Raw genomic sequence first — 12,454 nt, forward strand, 5'->3', positions numbered from 1 at the left:
CGCGGAGCGAATTTGACATTCGTGAGCACCGGCACGCAGGACTGACAACGAATGCGAGGGTTTGTCTACACGCTGAGAAGCTCTCGTCAGAGGGCTTCTTTTTTTATGAATGTTTTTTATTGTATAGCCAATCTGCGGTGAAAAACACAAGGAGACCTGTCATTAAAATCACAAAAGTGACGGGTGGTCTGTCATCTTGGAAAAACGCATACACCGCGTGTCCTCCTAATGCTAGAAGATAAAAGACAAACGCCGATCCTGCTGCTTTTTGTGCATTGGCTTGTTCTCTTTTCGTCGTTTTTTTGAAAAACATTGTATCTATTCCCCTTTAAGATGCTTTCTTCATTGTCACACGGCGAAGTGCCCGTGATCGGATATACTCCATTGGCCCAATTCGCCAGACGTGTAAGCAAAGGGCTGAAATAGCGATTTGCAGCAGGGAGATCAACAGCCATGACAAGACGATAAGGGGGGCGTTGATTTGGCCGCCAAGACCCAATCCCCAGCTGTAAAAAAGGATCGAGCAGATGACATTTTGCAGGATATAGCAGCTAAGCGCCATTTTCCCTACATATTCAAACCAAGTCCACATGAACCATGACTCCGTCCGTGCTAGAAGCTTCGCCACGACAGCAATATAGAAAATAGAGAGGAATGGCGAAAACACATAGCGCACCACGAATTCTACTATGTCATTTGGTACGAAGACGAGCGCATTCAGCGGCAGTCCAATCCACAAACCCATTCGGAACAATATTTTCCGCAGAGATTGCCCACGCTCATTTGCATAAAATACACCAGCTCTCATCATCCGCACACCTAATAAAAACAAAAAGGTATTCATTGGGATAATAAAGATCGCTTCTTCTCGGTACATCAAAAAGTGCTGTAATCGGTCTTGAACTTGAGATATCCATGTCTCCGGCAGTTGTTCTTCGTACGTTGGTTCACTGCTCCCGTCATAGGATTCAGTTTCCAATTCAGAGAAAGAAAATACAACGAGAAAAGCCGTCACCAACAAATGAATGACACCCGAGACAATCATGCCTTTTTTGATGCGCCGACTTCCTCCACGGACAATAAATGCCACAAGCAAACCCGTGATGGCGTAACTCATGAGCACATCATATTCCATCACTAGCGCAAAATGGACAAAGCCTTCAATAAATAAAAATAAAAGAATCCATAAATATGTACCCGGCCAAGTCATATTTTTTCTTTTCGCCTGCTGGTATTTCAGCTCTAGCCCTACGCCAAACATGATTGTGAGCAGCGATAGCATTTTGCCATAAACGAACATAGAGACAAGACTTTCAAGAAAACTGCCATTTTCATATTCATCCGCAATCTGATCTGTCGCAAAGGTATCCCCTGCGTATGCAAAAAACCAGACGTTTGTACCCAATGTACCTAATATCGCAAAACCTCGTAAAATATCTAATAATCGTATTCTTTCTTTCACTAGAACGCTCCTTCCCTTTTATACAGTTATCATATTTTGGTAATATCGGGAAGTCAGTTCCGTAGAAATTAAGGAATATTTAAACAAAAAAAACACCAGTAAAATGTGTAATTTTACTGGTGTCTGATCAGTCTATAATGATGGACGGTACACGCTGCGGACAACGTTCGTTTGGGAACGGTCTGGTCCGACTGAGAAAATAGAAAGTGGAATACCTGTTAATTGTGAAATGCGCTCTAAGTAATGACGGGCATTTGCAGGCAGTTCACTTAAATTCTTCACGCCTGTAATATCCTCTGTCCAACCTGGCATTTCTTCGTAGACAGGTTCACATTTCGCTAATTCATTTAGACTTGCTGGGAATTCTTCAGTGATTTCTCCGTTCAATTTATAAGCAACACAGATTTTCAATTTCTCAATCCCTGTTAGTACATCGATGGAGTTAAGAGATAAATCTGTAATTCCGCTCACACGGCGCGCATGACGGACAACAACACTGTCAAACCAACCAACACGGCGCGGGCGGCCAGTTGTCGTACCGTATTCACGGCCAACTTCACGGATTTGATCGCCAATTTCATCATGGAGTTCTGTCGGGAATGGGCCATCACCTACACGAGTTGTGTAAGCTTTTGATACGCCGACCACATGTTGAATTTTCGTAGGACCTACACCAGAACCAATCGTCACGCCTCCAGCCACTGGGTTAGATGACGTCACGAACGGATATGTCCCTTGATCGATATCAAGCATAACGCCTTGTGCCCCTTCAAAAAGAACACGGCGGCCTTCATCTAGAGCATCGTTCAATACAACAGATGTGTCCACGACATATTTTTTCACTTGCTGACCATATTCATAATACTCATCTAAAATATCTTCAATTTTGAAGCCTTCTGTGTCGTACATTTTCTCTAAAAGACGATTTTTCTCTTCTAGATTACGGGCAAGCTTCTCTTCAAATACTTCACGATCTAATAAATCTGCGATACGGATTCCGACGCGGGCAGCTTTGTCCATATAAGCTGGTCCGATTCCTTTTTTCGTCGTACCGATCTTGTTAGCCCCTTTCCGCTCTTCTTCTACCTCGTCCAATTTTAAGTGATAAGGCAGAATGACATGGGCTCTATTGCTGATTCTGAGGTTATCTGTACTCACATTCCGTTCGTGAAGATACGCAAGCTCAGTGACCAACGCTTTAGGATCAACCACCATTCCATTACCGATGACACAAGTTTTCTCTTTGTAAAAAATACCGGACGGAATGAGGTGTAGCTTGTAAGTCACTCCATCAAATTTGATTGTGTGACCTGCATTGTTTCCCCCTTGATAACGGGCAATCACCTCTGCATTTTCTGAAAGGAAATCGGTAATTTTCCCTTTCCCTTCGTCACCCCACTGCGTACCTACTACGACTACTGAAGACATATCGTGCACCTCCGTTAACCTTTCAAAACGTTATCTCTTTCAAACACATTTATTTTATCAATGGACAATGAAAAAGTCAACGTGAAATCCGAACATTAATATCTTGAAATCAAATTTTGTTCGTTTTACATGTGAGGAAAAGCGCTTTAATTGCTCATTCTACGCTTAAACAAGGAGATTTCGATCAAAATTACTGTTTTTCTCATTTCCGTTTGTTCAGTGATTTTCAATCAATTGAATCATCGAACTTGCCATAAAGTCGGGTGAGTATGGTCTACCTTTTCTCAGCCACCACTCAGCTGTTCCAACATAAGCAGAAATGACAAATTGCTTCTGCATCTCGAGAGGAACGTGTTGTGGATCAGGTGTTGAACCTGTGACTTCTTCTAGCCCCAAAGTAAAACTTTCTTCAAAAAAAGCACTGGCCGTCTGATGAATATTAAGCTCTCTTCCCCTTTTCAAGAGAATCTGATACTCCTCTTCATGTTCCTGCAAATGCTGATAAAAGCGATAAATATACACATATGCTGCATGATCGCTCTTCCACTCACTTTCATGTACAGGAGCAAAAATAGCGGTTTTCATGACATCAAACATCTCATCCATGACCTGCTGAGCTAAGTCAAACTTATCCTCATAATGCTGATAGAAGGTGGTGCGATGGATTCCTGCCTTGTTCGTCAAATCTTGTACAGAAATCTTCCCCCATTCCTTCTCCTTTAATAACTGAAATAACGCTTTTCTTAATTGTTGCTTTGATTCAGTTGTGCGCTTATCCCCTCTGTAGCAGTCCGCCACAAGCCGCTCTCCCCTTCCCATTTTCTTCAACAGATTTCTCTTTTCTGTTGGTTGAATCCTTTCTCCTGATGAATTACCTTTAAATCTAACACAGTGAAAAAAAGGAATCATCTGACAACCCATAAGGAGTGATGATCATGGAAACAACAACACCTAGTGCCGTTCAGAAAGCGTTATTAAGAGGGAAAAATAAGCAGGACCCGTATCACCCATTTGATTGGTACGCCAAAATGCGTCAAGAATCCCCTGTTCATTTTGATGAACACAGCCAAACATGGAGTGTCTTCACCTATGAAGAAGCAAAGCGCGTCACCATCGATAAAGATACCTTTTCTAGTCAACCTCCTCAAGACCACCGGAAACATTCACTGATGAAAACAATGGTCATGATGGACCCGCCAAAACATACACGAATCCGTTCCATTGTGAGCAAAGCCTTTACACCCCGGGTGATGAAATTGTGGGAACCACGCATTCAAGAGTTAATGGATGATCTCATTGCACAAATAGAAGGTAAGGAAGAGATTGATCTTGTTCAAGACATCTCCTATCCGCTTCCTGTCATAGTCATTGCAGAGCTTTTAGGTGTGCCAACAGAACATAAACAATCCTTTAAAGAATGGTCCGATATTCTCGTCAGCATGCCTAAAAGTGAACATGAAAAAGATGTCGTTGAATGGCAAAAAACACGGGATCAAAGCGAAGCGGACATGATGGCGTTTTTTGCTGACATCATTGAAGAGAAGCGGCAGAACCTTAGTGAGGATTTGATTTCGCTTTTAATCCAAGCGGAGGAAGATGGAGATAAGCTGTCCGCAGACGAATTAATTCCTTTCTGCAATCTTCTCCTGTTAGCAGGCAACGAAACGACCACCAACCTGATCTCCAATATGATCTTTAGTTTGTTAGAAAATCCGGGGTCGTATGAAGCGCTCGCTCAATCACCTGACCTCATTCCTCGTGCTGTGGAGGAGGCTGTCCGTTTTCGTGCCCCTGCGCCTACCATCGTCCGGTATGTCACAGAAGACACCGAACTTGGAGGAAAAGTCTTGAAAAAGGGAGACAGTGTGATTGTCTTTCTTGCTTCTGCGAACCGGGATGAGCGTCAATTTCCAAACGCACATGAGTACGATATACACCGGCACCCTAATCCCCATATTGGCTTTGGCCACGGCATTCATTTCTGCCTAGGCGCACCACTTGCTCGCCTAGAAGCATGCACTGCCATCAAAGCCATACAGTCACGATATGGATCACTAGAGCTTCTCTCTTACGTCCCAATGACAAGCAGCGGTATGTATGGGCTAAAAGAGCTAAAACTCCGTGTCACGCCTCGATCATAACAAAAAGGACTCCCACGAGATGGGAGTCTTTCTTAATCAGGTGTAATTCCTTCTGTATTCATGAGCACCACTCGATATCCATCTGGATCTTCAATCGTCACGCCTCCTCGATCCCAGTACGGGTTCGTAGAGGTGACATGCCGTCCGCCAAATGCGATCAGTCTCTTTTTCATCTGCTGAAATTCTTCTTCATCCGGAATATAGAATACAAGCAGCTGCTCTGGGTGGGGAACAGGCAAGCTTTCGTCTTCTTCATGTTTGGTGATTTCCAGATGAACATGCTGGTGAGGAAGCCCAAGCATGACCCCATCATACCCTTCATGCTGATCAAATGAGCCTATTCGTTTCAGCCCTAAACCTTCTTCATAAAAAGAAACAACCTCTTTCATGTTGACGGTCGGACGTGCGATGCGTAATTGAGCGGCTTCGAATTGTTGAAACTTCATCAGTCATCACTCCTTTTCTCTCCCTTTAGTATACGCTCTCTTTTTCTACCACTCCTCCTCATTCCGACTGTTTTTCAGTCATTCTTTCGATGTAGATGGATCAAAAAAGCCCAGCTTCTTGAGCTGGGCTTTAAGCACCGGGCGGAACACCCGCATCGTCAAATCTTCTTTCTAAGTTGACGAATTTGTTATATTCTTTTACGAATGCCAGTGACACCGTTCCAACTGGACCGTTACGCTGTTTCGCAATAATAATTTCAATAATGTTCTTATTCTCTGATTCTTTGTCATAGTAATCATCACGATAAAGGAACGCCACAATATCGGCATCCTGCTCAATACTTCCTGATTCACGAATATCAGACATCATCGGACGTTTGTCCTGACGCTGCTCTACCCCACGAGAAAGCTGTGATAAGGCAATGACCGGCACTTCAAGTTCTCTTGCTAGTGACTTTAAAGCCCTAGAAATTTCAGATACCTCTTGCTGACGGTTATCGCTTGATCGTCCACTCCCTTGGATGAGCTGTAAGTAGTCAATCAGGATCATGCCAAGCCCGTTTTCTTGCTTCAAACGGCGGCATTTCGAGCGAATTTCACTGACTCTAATGCCAGGTGTATCATCAATGAAAATCCCACTGTTTGATAGCGAACCCATCGCCATTGTCAGCTTACCCCAGTCCTCTTCTGTGAGGTTACCGGTTCTTAGGTTTTGTGCATTGATATTTCCCTCGGCACAAAGCATACGCATGACCAGCTGCTCAGCGCCCATCTCTAAACTAAAGATGGCGACACTTTCATCCGTCTTGGTCGCGACGTTTTGGGCAATATTTAACGCGAAGGCTGTTTTCCCTACGGACGGACGAGCCGCTACAATAATCAAGTCATTTCGCTGGAAGCCAGCTGTCATCCGGTCAAGCTCTGAGAAACCCGTTGGAATCCCAGTGATATCACCTTTTCGATTATGAAGCTGTTCAATATTATCATATGTCTGAACAAGAACGTCTTTAATGTTTTGGAAAGCTCCTGAGTTTTTACGCTGAGCCACTTCCATAATGGTTTTTTCAGCATCACTCAATAGATCTTCTACTTCATCCTCACGCGTATATCCATCTTGTGCAATGGTTGTCGCTGTACGGATCAGACGTCTTAAAATGGATTTTTCTTCCACGATTTTTGCATAATATTCAATGTTTGCGGCAGTTGGGACAGAGTTCGCAATATCGGTTAAATACGAAATCCCGCCTACCTCTTCTAGTAAGTCTGTATTGGCAAGTTCTGATGTCACCGTGACAAGGTCAACCGGTTCCCCTCTATCACCAAGTACAAGCATCGCATTGTAAATCTTTTGATGCGACATTCTATAGAAATCCTCTGGAATTAATACTTCAGAAGCGAGCGTTAGCGCAGATGGTTCTAAAAAAACAGCACCTAATACGGCCTGCTCGGCTTCTATATTTTGCGGCGGCAGCCGGTCATCGAGAAGTTCCGTCATGCCAAGCACCGTCCTTTCATAAAAAAATACGCTACTCATCATTTTAACATTTTCATCAATAAAAAAGTGAAAAACATCAACTATAGTCAAAATTACCATGTCGATGTTTTGTTGAACAGCGAAACAACACACTTCAAATAGAAAAGACTCTGTAACATAAATTGTTATAGAGTCCTTTGTATCGCTAATGGAATTTGTAGCTGTTGTTCACACATGTGATCGATACTCCAACATGGCATGAACACGCACATGATCAAATATTGAAAATATCAGGTGCGTTTTTTAATCTATCGTTTTCTTAACTCCGTAATTCACCTTTTGTCCAATGTCATATAAAGACCCGTTTTCATACCCAATAGATAACACCAAATCGGGAATAGAATCATATCCGTTTTTGGCTAAGTCAAAGAGCTGTGCACCATAATGTGATGCAGCAATACGGGCATTTTCTGCTGTGTATGGATTTTTCAGGAGTTCTTCTTTGTAGATATCAAAAATATTTGCTCCGTTTTCCGTTACAAATTGACCGTTTACAATACTTAAATCTTTTAAGTTGTAGCCTGTCACCGTTTTGATTTGATTGACAAGGTGGAACTTTGCAAGTGAATCCGGCGTGAATTGAGTCGAATCATCATTTCTACTTTTCATAATATGAAAAAATAGTTCTCTTGTATTGTTGCTCGTATTCAATATGTCCTCTATTTGTTTGACCAGGGTTTCGTCTGTTGATCCACTCACCACTAATTTAAAATGATTGGGGTCAATGGTAAAAGTTAAATTAGCATTTTTAGGAATGTTCAAACCATTGGTAGAAAACAAAGCTTGCAGTTGTTCGTTCACCTTTTGACGATTTAATAGTTTCTTTTCTACACTTTCCTGGGTAGGATCGTACCGTTTTTCATTACGGAAAATAGCATCATTGAAGTCATATTGTCCACCTTTATTATTCCTTGCCCAACTCATTTCCATCGTATAAGCAGCTTCTCTCTCCACTTTAGTTAGATCACTTCTGAAATAAGAAGAGTATGGATTTCGATACTTATCATATATATGACTCTGAGGATCTTTGAATCGTTTATTTTGTTCATTTATTTTTTCGTATTTTTCATCTAATATTTTCATTCGTCTATCAGATTCGGTCATCACTTCGTTTGTACTTTTAATAGCTGATTGACCTTTAGAGTTTATTTGGTTCAAATTGTTCGAAGAACTGGCTGTATACGACGTATTAATATTCATTTTGATTCTCCTTTTTTAAGAAAATAGTGATTATTAAATATATCGGCAATTCAGTTAAAATTTGTTAGTTTAATGTCGATATAGTAATTATTACAAGGAGGGTTAATATATGACAAATACTATCTTTAAACGTTTATTATTACCAGCATTATTATTGGCGCTTGTTGCTAGTTTTTTTGCACCTACTTCAGCGGAAGCAGCTATTACAGGGAATAACAGTCCTAACACTGCAAGTTCAATGGGATATTGGAAAAACAGTCGTTCAGACACGACAATCTTACCTGAAGGTGAAAATGAAGCGTATTATCAGTTTACGATCAATAAAGGGGAAAGAGTTTATGTCAGAAGTTCGTATAATAAGCAATATACAGGGATGAATATCGAGGTGTATAATTCGAAATATTCTAGGACAGGATCCGAAGTTATAAATCCTGATTCAGTAACGCCTTTTATTTTTGCAAATACTGGTGACGTGACTTCAACTTCAGAAACTTATTTTGTGAAAGTAACCCGTGGTACATATACCGGTAACATGTATTTTACTGTTTCCATTCAAGATCGTATTAAATCTGGAAATGGGACATTCAATTTTACAGGGACTGCTACGAACTTGGGGAATTCTTCTTTAAATTTTTTAGGAGTTGACTCTTCAGTCATTACAATGGATTTAACGAATAATTCCACAGTGCCTAAACGCGCTGTAGTTAAATCCATTACGACAACTAGCACTCAAACACCCAACCAAGGGAATGTCACACACAAACTGATGGCTAGTGATAGTAACATTTGGTATCAATCACTTTTCTCCTCTGCAACAAGTGGTTCTTATCGTATATCTCTGGATGATCAATTAAGAGTCGCTCAAAAATGGAGCTTTAAGTACAACGCAAAAGCTACCGCGAGATCTACTATGAGCAATGTCAAAGCCGATATCCGTTACGAATATGATGTCACAGATGGATTTTAAGTGAATGATGTTAACAGATATGTACACCAATTGATCAAAAAGTAAGGGCACATCCCTTACTTTTTTTATTGCCTCATTTTTGATGTTATATGTTATTTCGCCACTTTTAAAACAGCCCCTCCTCTTTCAACACGCTCTCTAGCAGAACCCCGACTGACCATTTCATTTTGTTATGAATGAAAATGTTAAAAAGAAGAGTAGTGTATTTTTGTATGAAAGGACGGTGCTTGGTATGGCAGAACTTCTCGATGACCGGCTGCCGACGCAAAATATAGAAGCAGAGCAGGCCGCACCAATGAATTGGGCAAAATTAACATTTATATAACTTTATGAACATTTGACTTTATAATTAATAACTATTATTATTTGGTGTGCTCACATGATAATTGAGAATCATTTTCATTTGAAGTTTTCAAGTAATACTCTCATCCAACCAATATTCACAAGTGTGCTTTTATCACCATATGAGGATCATTTTGAGGAAGGGAATTTTTATATATGTTGAAACACCCTGAAGGAATGGGTACTGAGAATTCACTTTTCGGAGAAAGCCGCCCCTTTTTTATACCTGGGACGGAGCAACTGGATATCACAGCACACCCATACAGACTTTTTATATTTAAACCGAATGCTACTCCTCCAGCGGCTGGTTTTCCAGTCATGTACGTACTTGATGGAAATTCGCTTTTTGGCACAATGGTCGAAGCCATTCGTTTACAGTCAAGAAGACCTGAAAAAACAGGAATCATACCTGCCATCATTGTGGGAATTGGCTATCAAACAGAAGAATCCTATCATCCGCTTAGGCATTATGATCTCACTCTTACCGCCCCTGATGCTTCCATTGGGAGGAAAAGAAAGGACTTCTCCAACCATACATATGGCGGCGCTTCTACTTTCTTTTCTTTTTTAGAAATGACGGTAAAGCCCTATATCGAACAACGCTTTCCGATCAACCAAAGTCGTCAAACACTGTTTGGGCATTCTCTTGGCGGTCTTTTTGTATTACACACACTATTTGAGCACCCTGATGCTTATCAGACATATATTGCAGGGAGCCCTTCTATCCACTGGAACAAAAAATTATTTCTAGAAAAAGAACACCTATTCACCAACTATATACGTCAGGTGCCTATGGATGTCAGGCTGCTTGTAGGTGTAGGTGAGTTAGAAAAACATCATCCATGTCAAATGAATGATCATGCCAATTCACTAGCAAATCGTATGTTGCCTTTATCGTCATACGGCTTGCATACTGCCTATCACGAGTTCCCTGAAGAAGGACATACGTCCGTTTTGCCGGTGCTGATGAATTATGCTTTTCGTTTTGCACTCTATCATGATGATCCTTTAACAACCACAGACATGAAAAAAAGCTAGTGAACACACGAAATATAGTGATCTATCTCAAAAGATTGCCCTTATCACAGGCGCAGGACGGACAACGAATGCAAGTATTTCTCTACACCCTACGCACCCTGATCTCCATCAGGGTGCTTTTTTGACAGAATAAACACACCATTTTCCAGCTCTTTCTGATACAATTCAATTGAGAATATTTATCAATTAATAAGAGATCAGGTGGTTTTATGGGAAACAATCATCAATTATGTACAAAGGTAAATGCTGAACAATGCATTTATCGATTAACATATACTGAAAAAATAAATAATGCAGATCTTCCACATACGGAGCAGCAGTTTTCAGATACTTTCTGCCTCCTCTTTAACATAAGCGGCAGCGGTTTACTTACATTGAATGATCAAAGATGGCGATTGAAAAATCTGACACTCTATACGATGATGCCTGGGGAAACATTTATGTTGAAAACAGAGCCACATCAAAAACACGAGCTCTATCTGTTTCGCTTTCAGATGTACACGCCACAAGGTCAAAGCATAGAAGAAGTATCAACTGAACAAGCCCGATCTTTACTGAATGTATGGCAATTTATCGATATTAGCTCGATTGAACACATTCATTCTTTACTGTCCGACATGACAGCAAAATGGCAAAAACCTGAATCCATTAGCTTTTTTAGAAGCCAAACCCTTTTTCAACAGCTCATCCTGCAGCTTTTCACACTGCATAAAGAAGACATTTGTGACACAACACACGCCCTTTTCAAAACAAAACAATATATCGATCAACATTCCGAAGAACCTCTCAGCCTTACAAGTCTATCTCATATGGCTGGTATCAGCGCCAATCATTACAGCGAGCTATTTAAAAAGCATTTTGATGTGAGTGTCACTGATTATATCACCAAGAAAAGACTGGCTAGAGCCAAACAGTTCATGGCGAAAGGTCATGCAAAACTCAAAGACATTGCACAGGACATCGGCTATCAAGACCCCTATTACTTTAGCCGTATCTTTAAGAAAAAAACGGGTATCACTCCTTCTGCTTATATGAAAAGCCGTCAACGGAAAATGGCTGCCTATGGCCATTCCATACTCGGTCAGCTCACACCCATTCATATCATCCCATATGCTGCCCCTCTTCACCCTAAATGGACAGCACATGATTTTGAGCATTATGCAGAAGAAATTCCGATTCATCTGAGTGCACATCGTATCAACGAGCACGCTGAAGCCAATTTACAGCAATTGAAGGAAGCACAACCTGAGCTGATCATTGCCAATGATCATGTGACAGAGGAAGAAAAACAAGCGTTGAAAACCATCTGTCCTGTTCACTTTGTTCCATTCACACAATTGGATTGGCGCGCTCAATTCAGACAAACAGCTCTGTTCTTAAACGAAACGAGGGAAGCAGAAGAATGGCTGCTTCATTACGAAGAACTCGTCATTCAAGCGAAAAAGGCATGCCTTATTGATCATCCACCAAGAACCGTCCTGCCTCTTCGTATCTTTCAAGATCAGCTCTACTTATCTGTCAATCGCACCATGTCAGAAGTAATTTTTCATGACATTGGCCTTCTACCAGCTTTTCAGAATGATGGACAGCTAATAGAAAAAAAAATCAGCATTCAATCTATACAGCAGTTAGACCCAGATGCCATCTTCCTCTTGTTGCATAAAGAACCAAAAACCATTGCTTTTTATCAAAAGTTAAAGCAACAGGAGGCTTGGCAAAATCTCAAGGCTGTGACGCAACAAGCCGTCTATCCACTCGCTTCTGACCCTTGGCGTGAATACTCAGCAGCCAGTCATCAACGAGTCATTCAGGACCTTTTATCTTTTTTTCCGTAAAAAGTCCATCACTAGACAGATCATTGTCTATGGATAAAAGGACGAATGACTACTACAATCT

General features: G+C 41.1%; 11 protein-coding genes. 4 read left to right on the top strand and 7 right to left on the bottom strand.

Annotated features, from left to right (window positions below; all coding sequences use genetic code 11):
* Window positions 1-103: 103 nt before the first annotated feature.
* The 4 genes from V7L95_RS07030 to V7L95_RS07045 form a co-directional block, all read right to left on the bottom strand.
* Window positions 104-313, bottom strand: a complete 210-nt coding sequence (locus tag V7L95_RS07030; protein WP_017359898.1) for a hypothetical protein — start codon at window positions 311-313, stop codon at window positions 104-106.
* 15 nt (window positions 314-328) lie between these two features.
* A complete protein-coding gene (locus V7L95_RS07035) occupies window positions 329-1,462 on the bottom strand; it encodes a DUF418 domain-containing protein (protein ID WP_017359897.1) in 1,134 nt (377 codons plus the stop codon).
* Between the two features lie 132 nt (window positions 1,463-1,594).
* Window positions 1,595-2,890, bottom strand: coding sequence for an adenylosuccinate synthase (locus tag V7L95_RS07040; RefSeq protein WP_007497400.1), 1,296 nt, complete (start codon window positions 2,888-2,890; stop codon window positions 1,595-1,597).
* A 216-nt stretch (window positions 2,891-3,106) separates the two neighbouring features.
* On the bottom strand, window positions 3,107-3,709 hold the full coding sequence (locus V7L95_RS07045; protein ID WP_282706817.1) for a TetR/AcrR family transcriptional regulator: 603 nt from the start codon (window positions 3,707-3,709) through the stop codon (window positions 3,107-3,109).
* A gap of 116 nt (window positions 3,710-3,825) precedes the next feature.
* On the opposite strand from V7L95_RS07045, the gene V7L95_RS07050 reads away from it, so the two are divergent.
* The gene (locus V7L95_RS07050) at window positions 3,826-5,031 is read left to right on the top strand and encodes a cytochrome P450 (protein ID WP_017359895.1); all 1,206 of its coding nucleotides are present in this window, start codon (window positions 3,826-3,828) and stop codon (window positions 5,029-5,031) included.
* 32 nt (window positions 5,032-5,063) lie between these two features.
* Here the strand turns inward: V7L95_RS07050 and V7L95_RS07055 are convergent, their stop codons facing one another.
* The 3 genes from V7L95_RS07055 to V7L95_RS07065 form a co-directional block, all read right to left on the bottom strand.
* On the bottom strand, window positions 5,064-5,477 hold the full coding sequence (locus V7L95_RS07055) for a VOC family protein (RefSeq protein WP_017359894.1): 414 nt from the start codon (window positions 5,475-5,477) through the stop codon (window positions 5,064-5,066).
* Between the two features lie 130 nt (window positions 5,478-5,607).
* Window positions 5,608-6,972: a replicative DNA helicase gene (gene dnaB / locus V7L95_RS07060; RefSeq protein WP_003214779.1), complete on the bottom strand. Its 1,365-nt coding sequence runs from the start codon at window positions 6,970-6,972 to the stop codon at window positions 5,608-5,610.
* Window positions 6,973-7,254: 282 nt separating this feature from the next.
* Window positions 7,255-8,211, bottom strand: coding sequence for a DUF4885 family protein (locus V7L95_RS07065; protein WP_206115896.1), 957 nt, complete (start codon window positions 8,209-8,211; stop codon window positions 7,255-7,257).
* Window positions 8,212-8,320: 109 nt separating this feature from the next.
* Between V7L95_RS07065 and V7L95_RS07070 the strand changes: the two genes are divergently transcribed.
* The 3 genes from V7L95_RS07070 (at window position 8,321) to V7L95_RS07080 (ending at window position 12,393) form a co-directional block, all read left to right on the top strand.
* On the top strand, window positions 8,321-9,178 hold the full coding sequence (locus V7L95_RS07070) for a hypothetical protein (RefSeq protein ID WP_019743428.1): 858 nt from the start codon (window positions 8,321-8,323) through the stop codon (window positions 9,176-9,178).
* Between the two features lie 498 nt (window positions 9,179-9,676).
* Entirely contained in the window at window positions 9,677-10,558 is an 882-nt protein-coding gene (locus V7L95_RS07075; protein WP_206115897.1) for an alpha/beta hydrolase-fold protein, read from the top strand.
* Window positions 10,559-10,767: 209 nt separating this feature from the next.
* A complete protein-coding gene (locus V7L95_RS07080; RefSeq protein WP_017359888.1) occupies window positions 10,768-12,393 on the top strand; it encodes an AraC family transcriptional regulator in 1,626 nt (541 codons plus the stop codon).
* Window positions 12,394-12,454: the final 61 nt, after the last annotated feature.

The organism is Bacillus sp. PPSBB_11, assembly GCF_038023285.1.
GTDB classification, from domain to species: Bacteria; Bacillota; Bacilli; order Bacillales; family Bacillaceae; genus Bacillus; species Bacillus altitudinis.